Annotated in this window: 17 protein-coding genes; 9 read left to right on the top strand and 8 right to left on the bottom strand. The window is 74.2% G+C overall.

All coding sequences use genetic code 11. The features are described from left to right. Positions 1 to 237: 237 nt before the first annotated feature. Positions 238 to 477: a hypothetical protein gene (locus PV410_RS11075; RefSeq protein WP_500323902.1), complete on the bottom strand. Its 240-nt coding sequence runs from the start codon at positions 475 to 477 to the stop codon at positions 238 to 240. Positions 478 to 839: 362 nt separating this feature from the next. On the opposite strand from PV410_RS11075, the gene PV410_RS11070 reads away from it, so the two are divergent. The 3 genes from PV410_RS11070 to PV410_RS11060 are packed head-to-tail and all read left to right on the top strand — an operon-like array spanning position 840 to position 4521. Further along, complete coding sequence (locus tag PV410_RS11070; RefSeq protein WP_500323901.1) at positions 840 to 1784, top strand: AraC family transcriptional regulator; 945 nt, start codon at positions 840 to 842, stop codon at positions 1782 to 1784. 17 nt (positions 1785 to 1801) lie between these two features. After that, positions 1802 to 2938 (top strand): site-2 protease family protein, encoded by a 1137-nt coding sequence (locus PV410_RS11065; protein ID WP_500323900.1) that lies wholly within the window; start codon positions 1802 to 1804, stop codon positions 2936 to 2938. A 47-nt stretch (positions 2939 to 2985) separates the two neighbouring features. Further along, the gene (locus tag PV410_RS11060) at positions 2986 to 4521 is read left to right on the top strand and encodes an ATP-dependent DNA ligase (RefSeq protein WP_500323899.1); all 1536 of its coding nucleotides are present in this window, start codon (positions 2986 to 2988) and stop codon (positions 4519 to 4521) included. Positions 4522 to 4562: 41 nt separating this feature from the next. On the opposite strand, the gene PV410_RS11055 is transcribed toward PV410_RS11060, so the two are convergent. The 3 genes from PV410_RS11055 to PV410_RS11045 form a co-directional block, all read right to left on the bottom strand. Further along, a complete protein-coding gene (locus PV410_RS11055; RefSeq protein WP_500323898.1) occupies positions 4563 to 4823 on the bottom strand; it encodes a hypothetical protein in 261 nt (86 codons plus the stop codon). 296 nt (positions 4824 to 5119) lie between these two features. Then, the gene (locus PV410_RS11050; RefSeq protein ID WP_500323897.1) at positions 5120 to 5650 is read right to left on the bottom strand and encodes an O-acetyl-ADP-ribose deacetylase; all 531 of its coding nucleotides are present in this window, start codon (positions 5648 to 5650) and stop codon (positions 5120 to 5122) included. Positions 5651 to 5703: 53 nt separating this feature from the next. Next, positions 5704 to 6549: an NUDIX domain-containing protein gene (locus PV410_RS11045; protein WP_500323896.1), complete on the bottom strand. Its 846-nt coding sequence runs from the start codon at positions 6547 to 6549 to the stop codon at positions 5704 to 5706. 142 nt (positions 6550 to 6691) lie between these two features. Here PV410_RS11045 and dnaK point away from each other — a divergent pair, with 142 nt between their 5' ends. Beyond that, entirely contained in the window at positions 6692 to 8560 is a 1869-nt protein-coding gene (gene dnaK, locus PV410_RS11040) for a molecular chaperone DnaK (RefSeq protein ID WP_500323895.1), read from the top strand. Further along, positions 8557 to 9252 (top strand): nucleotide exchange factor GrpE, encoded by a 696-nt coding sequence (grpE, locus tag PV410_RS11035; RefSeq protein ID WP_500323894.1) that lies wholly within the window; start codon positions 8557 to 8559, stop codon positions 9250 to 9252. The genes dnaK and grpE overlap by 4 nt, the downstream gene beginning before the upstream one ends. Before the next feature lie 43 nt (positions 9253 to 9295). On the opposite strand, the gene aroQ is transcribed toward grpE, so the two are convergent. From aroQ to PV410_RS11020, 3 genes are read right to left on the bottom strand one after another with little or no spacing between them, the layout of a single operon-like run. Further along, on the bottom strand, positions 9296 to 9763 hold the full coding sequence (aroQ, locus tag PV410_RS11030; protein WP_500323893.1) for a type II 3-dehydroquinate dehydratase: 468 nt from the start codon (positions 9761 to 9763) through the stop codon (positions 9296 to 9298). A 22-nt stretch (positions 9764 to 9785) separates the two neighbouring features. Further along, positions 9786 to 10547, bottom strand: coding sequence for a pirin family protein (locus PV410_RS11025; protein WP_500323892.1), 762 nt, complete (start codon positions 10545 to 10547; stop codon positions 9786 to 9788). Between the two features lie 60 nt (positions 10548 to 10607). Continuing rightward, positions 10608 to 11753 carry a helix-turn-helix domain-containing protein gene (locus tag PV410_RS11020; protein ID WP_500323891.1) on the bottom strand — a complete coding sequence of 382 codons (1146 nt, stop codon included), beginning with the start codon at positions 11751 to 11753 and terminating at the stop codon, positions 10608 to 10610. A 69-nt stretch (positions 11754 to 11822) separates the two neighbouring features. Here PV410_RS11020 and PV410_RS11015 point away from each other — a divergent pair, with 69 nt between their 5' ends. Genes PV410_RS11015 through PV410_RS11005 form a run of 3 tightly spaced genes read left to right on the top strand, consistent with a single transcriptional unit; the run spans position 11823 to position 15523 of the window. Beyond that, entirely contained in the window at positions 11823 to 13580 is a 1758-nt protein-coding gene (locus tag PV410_RS11015) for an FAD-dependent oxidoreductase (protein ID WP_500323890.1), read from the top strand. Positions 13581 to 13592: 12 nt separating this feature from the next. Beyond that, positions 13593 to 14459 (top strand): dioxygenase family protein, encoded by an 867-nt coding sequence (locus PV410_RS11010; RefSeq protein WP_500323889.1) that lies wholly within the window; start codon positions 13593 to 13595, stop codon positions 14457 to 14459. Then, positions 14456 to 15523, top strand: coding sequence for a maleylacetate reductase (locus PV410_RS11005; protein WP_500323888.1), 1068 nt, complete (start codon positions 14456 to 14458; stop codon positions 15521 to 15523). Before PV410_RS11010 ends, PV410_RS11005 begins: the two co-directional genes overlap by 4 nt. A gap of 136 nt (positions 15524 to 15659) precedes the next feature. Here PV410_RS11005 and PV410_RS11000 read toward each other — a convergent pair whose 3' ends face one another. Further along, positions 15660 to 15851 (bottom strand): hypothetical protein, encoded by a 192-nt coding sequence (locus PV410_RS11000; protein ID WP_500323887.1) that lies wholly within the window; start codon positions 15849 to 15851, stop codon positions 15660 to 15662. A gap of 49 nt (positions 15852 to 15900) precedes the next feature. Between PV410_RS11000 and PV410_RS10995 the strand changes: the two genes are divergently transcribed. Next, positions 15901 to 16356 carry a hypothetical protein gene (locus PV410_RS10995; protein ID WP_499515234.1) on the top strand — a complete coding sequence of 152 codons (456 nt, stop codon included), beginning with the start codon at positions 15901 to 15903 and terminating at the stop codon, positions 16354 to 16356. Positions 16357 to 16391 lie beyond the last annotated feature (35 nt).

The raw sequence follows: 16391 nt of genomic DNA, 5'->3' as shown, positions 1-16391 counted from the left end.
CGTCGGTGACATGGGCGTTGCGGCCGTCGAGCAGGTCGCCGAAGAGCCCGGTGAGGAAGCCGGCGACCTCGCCCGGCAGGCCGGACCGCTCGAGCAGCGCCCCGTGCTCCCGGGGCGGGACCGCGGTGTAGCGGACGTCCCGGCCCGTCGCCGCGCCGATTTCGGCCGCCGCCTCGCCGAACGTCAGCAGGCGCGGTCCGGTCAGCTCGTACGTGCGGCCCGCGTGGCCGTCCCCGGTCAGGGCGGCCACGGCGACGTCCGCGATGTCCCGGGTGTCGACGAAGGGTTCGCCGACGTGCCGGCCGGGAAGACGATCCCGCCGTCGAGGACGCCGTCGCGGAGCACGCCCTCGGTGAAGTTCTGGCAGAACCGACTGGCCCGGAGCACCGTGCAGTCGGCGCCGCCGTCCCGTACCGCGCGCTCGGCCGGCAGCGCCAGGTCCTCGCCGCGGGCGGAGAGCAGGACGGCCTTGCGCACCCCGCGCGCGGCCGCGAGGGCGGCGAAGTCGCCCAGGGTGGCCGCGGCCGCGGGGTCGCCATGTCGGGGTGGTAGGCGAGGTAGGCCGCGTCCGCGCCGTCGAGCGCGGGCTCCCAGGTCTCGCGGTCCGCCCGGTCGAAGCGCGGCACGCCGCCGCGGGAGGCGGTGCGCACCGCGAAGCCGTGCGCCGCGAGGGCCGTCGCGACGCGGCGGCCGGTCTTGCCGGTACCGCCGAGGACGAGTGCGGTCCCGGTCCGGTGCCGTGCGGATGTCGGTGTCATGGCCTCAGTCAAGCCGCGCCGGCTGAGACGGACCATGGGTGAACGGCCCGTTCCCATACGCGGATGTCTACGCTGGGGGACATGGACGCACTCTCGGGCCTGCTCGACGGACCCCGTGCGCGGGGTGCCTTCCTGCTGCGCATGGTCATGGAACCGCCGTGGTCGGTGCGGATCGAGGACCGGGCGCCGCTGTGCGTGATGACGGTTGCGCGCGGCGGCGCCTGGGTCGTGCCCGAGGAGGGCGCGCCGGTGCGGCTGCGGCCCGGGGACGTGGCCGTGGCGCGCGGCCCCGTGCCGTACGCGGTCGCCGACCTCCCCTCGACCCCGCCGCACGCCTGGATCCTCCCCGGTGCGGTGTGCCGCACAGCGGACGGCCACGACCTGGCCGACGCGATGGCGCTGGGGGTGCGGACCTGGGGCAACCGGGCCGACGGCTCCGACGTCATGCTGGTCGGCACCTACGAGGTGGACGGCGCGGTCGGCCGCCGGTTGCTGGACGCGCTGCCCCCGCTCCTGGTGCTGCCGGCGCGCGAGTGGGAGAGCCCGCTGCCGCCGCTGCTGGCCGAGGAGATCGTCAAGGACGATCCGGGGCAGGAGGCGGTGCTGGACCGGTTGCTCGACCTGCTGCTGATCTCCGTGCTGCGGGCGTGGTTCGCCCGGCGCGGCGAGGCGGCCCCCGCGTGGTACCGGGCCTTCGCCGACCCCGTGGTGGGCCGGGCGCTGCGGCTGCTGCAGAACAACCCGGCCCACCCGTGGACGGTGGCGGGGCTGGCCGCCGAGGCGGGCGTGTCGCGGGCCGCACTGGCCCGGCGCTTCGGCGAACTGGTGGGCGAGCCGCCCATGGCGTACCTGACCGGCTGGCGGCTGGCGCTCGCCGCCGATCTGCTGCTCGAACCGGACGCCACGCTCGGGGCGGTCGCCCGCCGGGTCGGCTACGGCAGCCCCTTCGCGCTGAGCGCCGCCTTCAAGCGGGTGCGGGGGGTGAGCCCCCAGGAGCACCGCGTCGGCGCGGCCCGGGCGGAGTGACACTGGAGAGAGGAGTCATGAACGGTTCGGTCGTTGTGGGACGCGTCTTCGGGGTTCCGCTCCGGATGCACTGGAGCGTCCCCGTCCTCGTCGTGCTGCTCGCCTACGGGCTCGGCCGCGAAACGCTGCCCGCCTGGGTCCCGGGCCTGTCGGCGACCGCCTACACCGTCGCGGCGGCCGTGGGCGCGGTCCTGCTGATGGCGAGCCTGCTCGCGCACGAGGTCGCCCACGCGGCGACGGCCCGGCGCGAGCACCTGTCGGTCGAGGACGTCACTTTGTGGGCCATGGGCGGCATGACGCGCATGGGGCGGCCCGGCTCCGCGGGCGCGGCCTTCCTGGTGGCGGTCAGCGGCCCGCTGGCGAGCCTGGTCATCGGCGGCGCCGCGCTCGGCGCGGGCATCGGCGTCGACGCGGCGGCCCACCGCTCGGTGCCGGGGGCGCTGCTGATCTGGCTGGGCTGGGCGAACCTGCTGCTCGGCGTCTTCAACCTGCTGCCCGCCGCGCCCCTGGACGGCGGCCGGGTGCTGCAGGCGCTGCTGTGGTGGCGGACGGGGGACCGTGACCGCGCCGACCGGGTGGCCGGGCGCGGTGGGCAGGTACTCGGCTTCCTCTTCGTGGTGGCCGGGTGGCTCGCCTTCGCCCGCGGCATGGCCGGCGGCCTGTGGCTCGCCCTGGTCGGGCTCTTCATGGCCCTCACCGCAGGCGCCGAGCGCCAGCGCGCGGTCATCAGCGCCGCGTTGCGCGGCGTACGGCTCGCGGACGCCATGTCGGCCCCCGTCGTGACCGGCCCCGACTGGCTGCCGGTGGACCGCTTCATCGACGAGGTCGCGGTGGCCGCCCGCCATTCCACCCTGCCCCTGGTCGACTTCGACGGCCGCCTCAGCGGGGTGGTGCAGCTGCGCCGGCTCACGTCGGTCCCCGCGGACCGCCGCGCCGACGTGCGGGTCCGCGACGTCGCCGTCCCGCTGTCCAGGACCACCACCGGCACGCCGGAGGAACTCGTCAACGACGCGCTCGACCGCCTCCAGCCCGGCGCCGGCGGCGTCCGGGTCGTCGTCGTCGACGGCGGCCGCCCCATCGGCATCGTCACCGGCACCGACGTCACCCGGCTCGTCGAGCACCGCCGCATGACGGGCGGACGGCCCCCCGTCTGACCCGCCCGACGGCTGCGCGCCCGGCGCGGGCGGTCCAGGATGGAGCCATGCTGCTCGCGGAGCTCGCCCGGACGTCCCGGGAGGTGGCGGCCACGTCCGCCCGGTCGGAGAAGGTGGCGGCGCTGGCCCGGCTGCTGCGTACCGCGGAGCCCGACGAGGCGCCCGTGGTGATCACGTACCTGGCGGGGCGACTGCCCCAGCGGCGCACCGGGGTGGGCTGGAGCACCCTGCGGGAGCGGCAGGAGCCCGCACCGGTGCCCCGGCTGACGGTGCACGAGGTCCACGGGACGCTCGATCGGATCGCCGCGGTCACCGGCAAGGGGGCGGCGGCCGAACGCAAACGACTGGTGGCGGAGCTCATGGGTGCGGCCACGGAGGAGGAGCAGGCGTTCCTGCTGGGGCTGATCGGCGGGGAGCTGCGGCAGGGGGCGCTCGACGCGCTCGCGGTCGAGGCACTCGCCGTGGCGGCGGAGGCGCCCCCGCAGGACGTGAGGCGCGCGGTGATGCTGGGCGGTTCCCTGGGCGCCGTCGCGCGGGCGCTGCTGGCCGGGGGGCCGGAGGCGCTCGCGGCGTTCCGGCTGGAGGTGGGGCGGCCGGTGCAGCCGATGCTCGCGCAGACCGCGAAGGACGTGGACGAGGCCCTGGACCGGCTGGGCCCGTGCGCGCTGGAGGAGAAGCTGGACGGCATCCGCGTCCAGGTGCACCGCATGGGCGAGGACGTGCGCGTGTACACCCGCACGCTGGACGAGATCACCGGCCGGCTGCCGGAAGTCGTCGCCGCCGCGCGGGAGTTGGCCGTGGAGGAGGCCGTGCTCGACGGCGAGGTGATCTCCTTCGGCGAGGACGGCCGCCCCCGCGCCTTCCAGGAGACCTCCTCTCGGGTGGGCTCGCGGCTGGACGTCGCGGCCGCCCAGGAGTCGCTGCCGGTGGCCCCGGTCTTCTTCGACCTGCTGTCGGTCGACGGCCGCGACCTGCTGGAGCTGTCCACCGCCGAGCGCCACGAGGAACTGGCCCGGGTCGCCCCCGCACCGCGCAGGGTGCGCCGGCTGGTGGCCGCCGACCCGGCCGACCCGGCCACCCGGCAGGCGGCCCGCGACTTCGCGGAGCAGGTGCTGGAACGGGGCCACGAGGGGATCGTCGCCAAGGCGCTCGACGCCCCGTACAGCGCCGGGCGGCGCGGGGCGGCCTGGCTCAAGGTCAAGCCGGTGCACACCCTCGACCTGGTGGTCCTCGCGGCCGAGTGGGGCCACGGCCGCCGCACCGGCAAGCTGTCCAACCTCCACCTGGGCGCCCGCCGCCCCGACGGCACCTTCGCGATGCTGGGCAAGACCTTCAAGGGCCTGACCGACGCCATGCTCGCCTGGCAGACCGGGCGCCTGCGGGAACTGGCCGTGAGCGACGACGGGTGGGTGGTCCGGGTCCGCCCGGAACTCGTCGTGGAGATCGCCTTCGACGGCCTGCAGCGCTCCACCCGCTACCCCGCGGGCGTCACGCTGCGCTTCGCCCGCGTCCTGCGCTACCGCGAGGACAAGACGGCCGCCGAGGCGGACACCGTCGAGACGGTGCTGGCCCTGCGGCCCTGAGCGTGGCCCGGCGCGGTCGGGGTGACCGCGGCGGGCCGGGATCACCGGTGGGCCACCAGGGCGAGCCTCTCCACCAGTTCGTCGAGAACGGCGTCCACCGTCTCCCGCTGGGCGCGGCTCAGCCGGGGCAGCGCGGTCCGCTCGCCGTCCGGGGCGGACGCTGCGAGGGCCCCCTCGGCGTGGCCCGGCTCACGGTCGGGCTCCGGCAGGTCCCCCCGGGTGCCGTCGGGGGTCGCCCGGGCGGTGGTGCCGAGGTCGCCGCCGCTGCCGAAGCCGGTCCGTCCGGTCAGCTCGAACTGCACGTGTTCTCCAGGATCTCGTGTGCCCGCGGCCCCGGTCGGGCCGGACCCATGCGGGCCTGTGACCAGTCCGCGCCCAGGATCCGGGCGAGTACGCCCGGACGCGAGAGCCGCGGCCCGGGGCCGGACGACGGTATTGCGGGCCGCCCCCGGGGTCGTACGGTGCGTGATCACCTCATGCTAGGCAGGGCTTGCGGTCCCGGAGCTTTCCCAAAGGAATCGATGACCAAGAGTTCCGCCCCGGTTAACCCGCACCACGGGCCGGGCACCGCTCCGCGCTCCGCTCCCGGATGCCGAGGTCACCGTTCACCGAGCCCTTCTCCGGGAAGTCGCGCCGCGAACGCGGCGTAGGCCGCGTCGTCGAAGAGGACGAAGCGGACCTCCTCGACCTCGGTGTCCGTGTCCTGGACGGTGGCGACGGCGATGCGCGCGGCGTCCTCGACGGGCCAGCGGTAGACACCGGTGGAGATCGCGGGGAAGGCGACCGTCTTCGCGCCCACCTCGTCGGCGATCCGCAGCGCCTCGCGGTGGCAGGAGGCCAGCAGCTCGGAGCGGTCCTCGCCGGCGCTGTGCACGGGGCCGACGGTGTGGATCACCCAGCGGGCCGGTAGCCGGCCGGCCGTGGTGGCGACGGCCTGTCCGGTCGGCAGACCGCGCCCGTACCGCGAGGCGCGCAGCGCACGGCACTCCTCGAGGATCTCCGGGCCGCCGCGGCGGTGGATGGCGCCGTCGACGCCGCCGCCCCCGAGCAGCGAGGAGTTGGCGGCGTTGACGACGGCGTCGACGGACTGCTGCGTGATGTCGCCCCGGACGAGGGTGATGCGTGCCATACCCGTGATCCTGCCACCGCGAGGTGCCCGGGCGCCCGGCCGTTCCCAGCGGGTCACCAGTCGCAGGGCACCCGCAGGTCGAGCAGTGAGTCGCAGAACTCCGCGGCGGGCTTCGGCCAGCCCTCGCGGTGCCAGTGCGCGATGCGCCAGCCCAGCCGTTTGGGCCACAGCGGCAGGTGCCGCAGGTCGTCGACGGGGACCCAGACGGGGGCGGCGGCCTCGCCCAGGTCGAGGGAGGAGCGGGGGCCGATCTTGCCGTGCGCCTCGACGAGGAAGTAGTGCCCGGGGTGCGAGCCGCGGTGCACCCGGTTCACCCGGGCGATCTCCTGCCCGACGGTGCCGCTCAGTCCGGTCTCCTCCGCGAGTTCGCGCAGGACGGCCGTCTCGGGGGTCTCCCCCGGCTCGACCCCGCCGCCGGGGATCTCGTAGTAGTCGCCGCGCCGGTGGCGGTAGCGGATCAGCAGCATGCGCCCGTCGCGGATGATCACCGCGCCGGCCCGGGTCCGTTTGGGCGGCCGGCCGAGCGGCTCCTCCAGTACGAGGCGGCCCCGCCACCAGGGCGGGCCGTCCCAGGACCGCAGGATGGCCTCCCACGCCGTCCAGGGCGCGAGCGGCAGGTGCAGGGCCTCGGACCTGCTGAGCAGCCGGGTGGGCGCGGGGCCGGACGGCAGCGGCACGGCGGCCCGGTAGTACAGATGGGTGCCGCCGGTCGCGCGGACCTCCAGGCAGGGCCGGACATCGGTCCTGACGTCGATGCCGAGGCCGTCGCGCGCCGCCGCGCGGGCGGTTTCCGCGGGGTCGCCGCGAGGCGGGACGGGGGCCTGCGGCAGGCTCAAGTCGCTGTGTACGGCGAGGCGTTGGTCGTGGAAGAGGATCACTCCCGCATGCAGTGAGGACATCCCGCCGACGCTAGCAGCGCCCACTGTCCGGGCCCCGCGATTATTCCGGGACATTGCCCTGCGCTGCCCGGCGCGGGTTGCGGCGGCCGTCTGGTGGTCGGCCCGCGCGCGTCGCACCCTGGAGGGGAGGAGGCGAGCTGACATGACACGTCCGGTCGGTATTGACCTCGGCACCACCAATTCGGTGGTCTGCGCCCTGGAGGGCGGCGAGCCCACCGTCATCACCAACACGGAAGGGGCACGGACCACACCCTCGGTGGTGGCCTTCAGCAAGGGCGGCGAGGTCCTCGTCGGCGAGATCGCCAAGCGCCAGGCCGTGACCAACGTGGAGCGGACCGCCCGCTCGGCCAAGCGGCACATGGGCGACCCCGGCTGGCGGTTCCCCGACTCCGGCACCATCGACGGCAAGCGCTTCACGGCCCAGGAGATCTCGGCCCGGGTGCTGCAGAAGCTGAAGCGGGACGCGGAGGCGTACCTGGGCGAGGACGTCACGGACGCGGTGATCACCGTGCCCGCGTACTTCGACGACGTCCAGCGCACCGCGACCAAGGAGGCCGGGGAGATCGCCGGCCTGAACGTGCTGCGGATCATCAACGAGCCCACGGCCGCGGCCCTGGCGTACGGCCTGGACAAGGAGAACGACCAGACGATCCTCGTCTTCGACCTGGGCGGCGGCACCTTCGACGTCTCCCTGCTGGACATCGGCGAGGGCGTGGTGGAGGTCAAGGCCACCAACGGCGACACGGAGCTGGGCGGCGACGACTGGGACCAGCGGGTCGTCGACCACCTCGTGGAGCGCTTCAAGAACGCGTACGGGCTGGACCTGGCCAAGGACAAGATGGCGCTGCAGCGGCTGCGCGAGGCGGCCGAGCGGGCGAAGATCGAGCTGTCCTCGTCCACCGAGACGACGATCAACCTGCCCTACATCACGGCCTCCGCCGAGGGCCCGCTGCACCTGGACGAGAAGCTCACCCGCGCCCAGTTCCAGCAGCTGACCGCGGACCTGCTGGAGCGCTGCAAGGGTCCCTTCCACCAGGCGGTGAAGGACGCACGGATCAACGTCGCCGACGTCGACCACGTGATCCTGGTGGGCGGTTCGACCCGGATGCCGGCGGTGACGGAGCTGGTGAAGTCGCTGACCGGCAAGGAGCCGCACAAGGGCGTCAACCCGGACGAGGTCGTGGCGATCGGCGCCAGCCTCCAGGCCGGGGTGCTCAAGGGCGAGGTCAAGGACGTCCTGCTGCTGGACGTCACCCCGCTGTCCCTCGGCATCGAGACCAAGGGCGGCATCATGACCAAGCTGATCGAGCGCAACACGACCATCCCCACGAGGCGCTCGGAGATCTTCACGACGGCCGAGGACAACCAGCCGTCGGTGCAGATCCAGGTCTACCAGGGCGAACGCGAGATCGCGGCGTACAACAAGAAGCTCGGGGTGTTCGAGCTGACCGGTCTGCCGCCGGCGCCGCGCGGTATCCCGCAGATCGAGGTCTCCTTCGACATCGACGCCAACGGCATCATGCACGTGACGGCGAAGGACCTCGGCACCGGCAAGGAACAGAAGATGACCGTGACCGGCGGCTCCGGGCTGCCGAAGAGCGACATCGACCGCATGATGCGCGAGGCCGAGCAGTACGCGGAGGAGGACCACAAGCGCCGCGAGGAGGCCGAGACGCGCAACAACGCGGAGAGCCTGGTCTACTCCACCGAGAAACTGCTGCGTGACAACCCCGACAAGGTCCCGGGCGACCTGAAGTCGGAGGTCGAGTCGGCGGTGGCGGACCTGAAGGAGCAGCTGAAGGGCGAGGACTCCGCCGGCATCCGCCGGGCGACCGAGCGGCTGACCGCCTCGGCGCAGAAGATCGGCACGGCGATGTACGCCCAGGCCCAGGCGGAACGGTCCGCGGCGGGCGAGGGCGGGGCCCCGCACGCGGCGCCGCCGGAGGGCGACGAGGACGTGGTGGACGCCGAGATCGTCGACGACGACAAGCGGGAGGGAGGCACGGCGTGAACCGGGCCGGTCCGCCTCCGGGCGGCGGGCTGCGGGCGCGGCTCGTCGAACGCACGGCGGACCTGCAACGGCTCAAGGCCGAGTACGACAACTACCGCAAGCGCGTGCACCGGGACCGGCTGGCGGTGCGGGAGATCGCCGTCGCGAACGTGCTGCACGGACTGCTGCCGGTGCTGGACGCCGTCGACCGGGCGCGGGAGCTGGGCGAGGTGACCGGCGGCTTCCGCGCCGTGGTGGACGTGCTGGAGGCGCGGCTGGCGGAACTCGGCCTGCGGTCGTTCGGCGAGCCCGGGGATCCCTTCGACCCGGCGCGTCACGAGGCGGTCGGCTCATCGGGCGCCTACGGCGCGGACCGACTCGTCTGCGGCACCGTCGTACGGTCCGGCTACCGGGTCGGCGGGCACCTGCTGCGCCCCGCGGAGGTGGTGGTCACCGGACCTGCGGGGGCACCGGCCCGGGTGCACCCTGGAGGCATGGAGACAACCCACAAGGTCGACGTGGCCCCGCTCGGGGCCGACCACCGTTACCGCAGGGTGCACATCCGGGGTGTGGGCTGGGAGCAGTTGGAGCGGGAGGAGTTCGAGCTGCGGGTGCGCGGGACCTTCCCGGACATCGACGTGTCGGACCCCGACCAGGTGCACTGGGCCGACCACCCCGGCGAGTGGCCGGACTGGCAGCCGGGCGAGGCCTGAGCACGGCGGTCCGGGGGCGGTCGGGCCGCGGCCCGGCGGCGGTTCAGCGGGCGCCGGCGTCCAGGAGCGCGGCGATCCGCTCGACGGCGAAGGCGTAGCCCTGGACGCCGCAGCCCGCGATCACGGCGTCGGCCCGCGCCGAGACGTAGCTGTGGTGCCGGAAGGCCTCGCGCCGGTGGATGTTGGAGATGTGGACCTCGATCACGGGGAGGCCGTCGCAGGCGCCCAGGGCGTCCAGGATCGCCACCGAGGTGTGCGAGTAGGCGCCGGGGTTGATCACGATGCCCGCGTGGTGCTCGCGGGCCTCGTGGATCCAGTCGATCAGCTGTCCCTCGTGGTTGCTCTGCCGGCAGTCGGCGGTCCCGCCGAGCCGCGCCGCCGTCGCGGCGCACAGGGCCTCGACGTCGGCGAGGCTCTCGAAGCCGTAGATCTCGGGCTGCCGCCGGCCGAGGAGGTTGAGGTTGGGACCGTTGAGGACCATGATCGGCGCGCTCGCGAGGGTGCGGGTCATGGCCCCAAGGTCTACCACGTGATCACCCGAAGCTGACGGCGGCGTCCATCTCCCAGACCAGCACCTCGGCACCCTCGGCGCCGGCGGTGAGCCGCTGGCCCTCGGCCCCGGTGACGCGCACGGCGTCGCCCTTGGCGAGCAGGCCCGCGCCTTCGACGGCGACCTCGCCCCTGGCGACGTACAGGTGCACCAGGGGGGCGGTGGGCAGGGCCAGGGTCTGCTGCGGCGTCATGCGCGCGGCCTGCAGCGCGGCGTGCTTCTGGGCGATGGAGATGGCCCGCTCGTCGCGGTCGCGGTCCATTCCGGAGGCGACGGTGACCCAGCCGCCGCGGGCGAGTTCGTCGTTGATGTCGAGCTGCTCGTACCCCGGCTTGATGCCCTGCTCGTCGGGGAAGACCCACATCTGCACGAAGTGCACGGGGTCCTTGTGCTCCGGCGCACCAGTCAGCTTCCAGCTGTCGTTCTTCTCGCTGTGCAGGATGCCGGTGCCCGCGCTCATCCGTTGGGCGAGGCCCGGGTAGATGACGCCGTTGTGGCCCTCGGAGTCCTGGTGGACCAGGCCGCCGTCGAGCACCCAGGTGACGATCTCCATGTCCCGGTGAGGGTGGGTGTCGAAGCCGGTGCCGGGGGCGACGACGTCGTCGTTGGAGACCAGCAGCAGACCGAAGTGGGTGTTCTTCGGGTCGTAGTGGTGGCTGAAGGAGAAGCAGTGGTGCGAGTCGAGCCAGCCGGCGCGGGTGTGGAACCGCTGGCCGGCGCGGCGGACATCCAGCTGGGTGGCCATCGGGGATCTCCTTCTGCGGGGTGCGTCTCTGTCGCCCAACCTAACATGTTGAATCTCGAACTATATTCCTTGGATGCCGTAGCTCCGCAGCTTGCGGTAGACCGTGGCCCGCGCGATGCCCAGCGCCTTCGCCGCCCGCGCCTTGTTGCCGCCGTGGGTGCGCAGCGCCTCCAGGATCGCGTCCCGTTCGGCCCGCTCCAGGCTGCCCAGACGGCGGCCGCCGGCCCCGCCGCGCACGGCGTCCGGCAACTCCTCCGGGCGCACCGGACCGCTCAGCCGGCGCTCGTCCGCGAGGGTCCTGACGACCGTCGCCAGCTCGGCGACGTTGCCCGGCCAGGTGTGCCGCTCCAGGGTGCGCCGGGCCTCGACGGTCCAGGTCAGCGGCGGGTGGCCGGGAGCCGGTCGCGGGCTGAGGGCGGCGAGCAGCACCGGGAGGTCCTCGGGGCGCTCGCGCAGCGGCGGTACGGACAGCGAGCGCGCCGCCAGCCGGCCCAGCAGGCGGTCCAGGCACGGGTCCGTACGGTCCCCGGGGGTGTGGGTGGCGGTCAGCCGCAGGACGGGGCGCTGTTCGAGGAGCGCCACCAGCGCGGCCGCGGCACCGCCGTCCAGCGCCTCGACGTGGCGCACGAGCACCCGGCCCGGCACGGGGCGCACGGCCAGCCGCCGCACCCAGTCACGGGCCGCCGCACCGCTCACCAGCGCCGCGTCCAGCTCCACGTCGCCGGCCCGGACGGCCCGGGCCAGCGTCGTCTTGCCGGTGCCGGGCTCTCCCGTCACCAGCAGCGGCCCCTGCTCGCCCCCGAGCCGCACCGCGCGGGCCACCGCCGCGCGCCAGGACAGCGACGCGCCCACGAGCCCGGGCAGCCTCGGCTCGGGGACCGCCGGCGGCCCGCCGGAGCCCTCCGCCGCCGCGGACAGGACGGCGACGGCACCGATGACCTCGCCGGAGTCCAGGACGGGGCTGAGCCGGGCCCGCCAGCCGCCGTCCGGCAGGGGCAGCTCGTACCCCTCGGTCCGGCCGTCGCGGACCATGCCGCCGGCCCGGCGCTCCAGCAGCGCCAGCGACTCGTCGGACAGCCGCCGCGCGGCCTCGGCGCTCACGATCCGCGTCCTGCCGTCGGCCGCGACGACCGCCCGGCCGTTCGGCCGCTCGCGCAGGTAGGCGCCGAGCAGCAGCTCTTCGGGGGATGTATCGGATTGAGACACGCCGGCGGTCTCCCTCTGATCCACGATCGGTTCGTTGCCATTTCAATTATCCGTCAAGGAGCCGCGTTGATGGAGACCGTCGAGACCGACGTGCTGATCGTGGGCAGTGGGCCAGCCGGCGCGAGCGCCGCGCTCGCGCTGAGCACGTACGGGGTGCCGAACATCGTCGTCACACGCTACGACAGGCTGGCCGACACCCCTCGGGCCCACATCACCAACCAGCGCACCATGGAGGTGCTGCGCGACCTCGGCGTCGAGCAGGAGGTCGTCGCCAAGGCCACTCCCCAGCACCTGATGGGGAACACCGTCTTCTGCACCAGCCTCGCGGGCGAGGAGCTGGGGCGGCTGCGCTCCTGGGGCAACGACCCGCTGGTGCAGGCCGCGCACGACCTTGCCAGCCCGAGCCGCATGTGCGACATGCCGCAGAACTGGATGGAGCCGGTGCTGGTCGAGGCGGCCGTGGCGCGCGGCACCCGGCTGCGCTACGGCACCGTCTACACGTCCTTCGAGCAGGACGCCGACGGCGTGACGGCCGTGGTGGAGGACCGGCTGCGCGGCGACGAGTACGCCATCCGCGCCAAGTACCTCATCGGCGCCGACGGCGGACGCAGCAAGGTCGCCGAGGACGCGGGGCTGCCCATGGGCGGCAAGATGGGCGTGGCGGGTAGCGTCAACATCGTCTTCGAGGCCGACCTGTCCCGGTACGTCGCCCACCGCCCCAGCACCCTGTACTGGGTGCTCACCCCCGGCGCGACCGTGGGCGGCATCGGCGCGGGCCTGGTGCGCTGCGTGCGGCCGTGGAACGAGTGGCTGATCGTGTGGGGCTACGACGTCGAGGGCGCGCCCCCGGACCTCACCGAGGAGTACGCCCTGTCGGTGGTCCGGCAGCTGATCGGCGACGACGACGTCCCGGTGACCATCCGCTCCTCCTCGGCGTGGACGGTCAACGAGATGTACGCCGAGACGTACTCCCACGGCCGGGTCTTCTGCGCCGGCGACGCCACCCACCGGCACCCGCCGTCCAACGGCCTCGGCTCCAACACCTCCATCCAGGACGCGTACAACCTGGCCTGGAAGCTGAAGCTGGTCCTGGACGGCACCGCCGCGCCCTCGCTGCTGGACACCTACACCGCCGAGCGGGCGCCCGTCGGCAAGCAGATCGTCACCCGCGCCAACAAGTCGATCGGCGAGACCGCCCCGGTCTTCGACGCGCTGGACCTGCTCACCCCGCAGAGCCCCGGGCAACTGATCGCCAACATGGAGTCCCGCAAGGACGCGACCCCGGCCGGCGAGAAGCGGCGCGCACGGCTGCGCGAGGCGATCGACTTCAAGCGGTACGAGTTCAACGCGCACGGCGTGGAGCTCAACCAGCGCTACGCCTCGGCCGCGGTCGTCCCGGACGGCACCGCCGACCCGGGCTTCGACCGCGATCCCGAGCTGTACCACCAGCCGAGCAGCCGCCCCGGCGCCAAGCTGCCGCACGCATGGCTGACGGCGGGCACCCGCACGCTGTCCACCCTCGACCTCGGCGGCGGGGGCCGGTTCGCGCTGCTGACCGGCATCGGCGGCGAGGCCTGGGTGTCGGCGGCCCGCGCTGCGGGCGCCGAGCTGGGGCTGGACATCGCGACCGCGGTGATCGGCCCCGGCCGGGAGTACGAGGACCCGTACGGCGACTGGGCGCGCGTGCGCGGCATCGGCGACACGGGCGCGCTGCTCGTCCGGCCGGACCTGTACGTGGCCTTCCGGCGCGCCGACGGGGCCGCCGACGACGCCGAGGCGCGGGCCGTGCTCGGCTCCGCGCTGCGGCGCATCCTGGGACGGGACTGACGAGGAGAGAGCATGGACTTCACCGAACAGAGCGCGACGCCGGCCGTCGTGGAGAGCTTCGCGCGGACGCCCGACCCTCGGCTGCGGGAGATCCTGGGCAGTCTGACCCGGCACCTCCACGACTTCGTCCGGGACGTCGAGCCGACGATGGAGGAGTGGGAAGGGGCGATCGGCTTCCTCACCCGCACCGGCCAGGCGTGCACCGACACACGGCAGGAGTTCATCCTCCTGTCCGACGTGCTCGGGGTGTCGATGCTGGTCGAGACGATCAACCAGCGGAAGTCGGCCGGGGAGGGGGCCACCGACTCCACCGTGCTGGGCCCGTTCCACATGGTCGGCTCCCCCGCGCGGGAGTTCGGCGACGCGATCGACATGATCGGCTCGGGTGAGCCCTGCGTGGTCACCGGGCGCGTGGTCTCCGTGGACGGCACACCGCTGCCGGGCGCCACGGTGGACGTCTGGCAGGCCGACGAGCACGGCTTCTACGACGTCCAGCAGCCGGGCGAGCAGCCCCAGGGCAACGGGCGCGGGCTGTTCGAGGCCGACGGGGAGGGCCGCTTCCGGTTCCGCACCGTCGTGCCCGCGCACTACCCGATCCCGACCGACGGCCCGGTGGGCGACCTGCTGGACGCCACGGAGCGCCATGCGTACCGGCCCGCGCACATCCACTTCATCGCGGCCGCCGCCGGCCACCAGCCGGTCACCACGCACGTGTTCGTCCAGGACAGCCCGTACCTGGACTCGGACGCGGTCTTCGCGGTGAAGAAGAGCCTGGTCCAGGAGTTCGCCGAGGTGGACGACCCGGAGCGGGCGGCCGGGTACGGGGTTCCCAACCCCTTCCGGCTGGCGACCTTCGACATCGTGCTGCAGCGGTCATGAGCCTGGAGTTCGTCCACGAGGCGCTGCCGATGCGGGTCGTCTTCCGCGCCGGGGCCGCCACCACGGCCGTGGCGGAGGAGACCGGCCGGCTCGGCCTGCGCCGCGTGCTGGTGCTGTCCGGCCGGCACGGTGAGGACACCGCGCGCTCCGTCGCCGCGTCGCTCGGGGCGGTCTGCGTGGGCGTCCACCCGGGCGCGGTGATGCACGTGCCGGTGAAGGTGGCCGACGAGGCCGTCGCGGTGGCGCAGGAACTGGACGCCGACGGGCTGGTCGCGGTCGGCGGCGGTTCCGCGGTCGGCCTGGGCAAGGCGGTGGCGCTGCGCACCGGGCTGCCGCTGCTGGCCGTTCCGACGACGTACTCGGGCTCCGAGATGACCCCGGTCTGGGGCCTGACGGAGGACGGCGTCAAGCGCACCGGCCGCGACCGCCGTGTCCTGCCGCGCAGCGTCGTCTACGACCCGGAGCTCACCCTGTCGATGCCGCCGGCGCTGTCCGGCACCAGCGGCGTCAACGCCCTCGCCCACGCCGTCGAGGCGCTGTACGCCCCCGACGCCACCCCGATCGTGTCGCTGATGGCCGAGGAGGGGGTGCGCGCCCTGGCGGACGCGCTGCCCCGTGTCGTCGCCGACCCGGGCGGCCTCGACGCGCGCGGACACGCCCTGTACGGGGCATGGCTGTGCGGGGCGTGCCTCGGGGCCACCACGATGGGCCTCCACCACAAGCTGGCCCATGTGCTCGGCGGCGCCTTCGACCTGCCGCACTCCGCGACGCACACGGTGCTGCTGCCGTACGTCCTCGCCTTCAACGCCCCGGCCGCCCCGGCCGCGACGGCCGCGCTGCGCCGGGCGCTGGGCACCGGGGACGCGGCGCGCGCACTGTGGGAGCTGGGCGGGCGGCTCGGCGCGCCGCGCTCGCTGGCCGAGGTCGGTCTGCCGGCCGACGGCATCGGCCGCGTCGTGGAGCTGGTGGGCGCGGCCTCGTACGCCAACCCGCGCCCGGCGGACGCGGAAGAGCTGCGCGCGCTGCTGACGGCGGCGTACGAGGGGGCGCCGCCGACGGGCTGACCGGATTCCGGCCCGGGCATTCCCCGTACACACGCGAACACCTTTGCGCTTTTCGACCGTGCGGCCGAGCGCATTCCCCGGCAACGGTCCCGGAATTCCCGGCGGAACCCGTGTTCCGCCGGCGCGCGGGATTCCCTCAGCCCCGGCGCCGGGCCTCCCGGTCCGGCGCCGCGGGCGGCCCGCCGCCGTAGTCCAGCCGCTCCGCCGTCCTCACCAGCCGTTCCAGTGCGGCACCGTCCCGCGGCCCGCCGTGCAGGGCACGGCGGGCCCGCTCCACAACGCCGCACAGGCGTACGGAAAACAGGCGTTTCGCGCTCCAAAACGCCATCCCCCGCCACCCCTTCCGCCGGTTAGAAATATCTACCAAGGTTGAGCGTATGAGAAATGCGGCACCGAAACAGGCAATGGAGTGGCTGGCCGCCGCCGCGGCGGATCCGCGGGCGTGCAAGCGGGAATGGGAGCACGGCGAGAGCGGGACCGTCCTGCTGCCCGCCGGGCGTTTCTGGGACGTGCTCAGCGTGCCCGAGGACCTCGGCCTGCTGGCCCTCGACGCCCTGCTGCGCCTCCCCCGCACGGAACCCGGGCCCACCCTCGCCGACACGGCCTCCCGCCGGGTCGGCTTCTTCCTCCCGCCGGACCCCGTCAGCAGATGGGTGGGCACCGGAATCCGCTACGCCGGCAGGGGCGCCTGGATCGCCGTCCCGCCCCCGTACCGGGCCGCGGGGGCCCTGCGGTGGCTGGTACCCCCCGACGGAACGGGCACCCTCCACACCCCTACCGTGGTGGAACTGGCCCTGTTCCAGGCAGCAGTTGCGGCAGACTGCCGCCGCTGAAGGAGGCCGCGCGCGGTACGTCCGGCCCCGCATAG

This window comes from Streptomyces sp. PA03-5A, from assembly GCF_033792725.1.
GTDB lineage: Bacteria > Actinomycetota > Actinomycetes > Streptomycetales > Streptomycetaceae > Actinacidiphila.
Note: the sequence above shows the minus strand (reverse complement) of the source record. Positions and strands in the feature narration are given on the sequence as shown.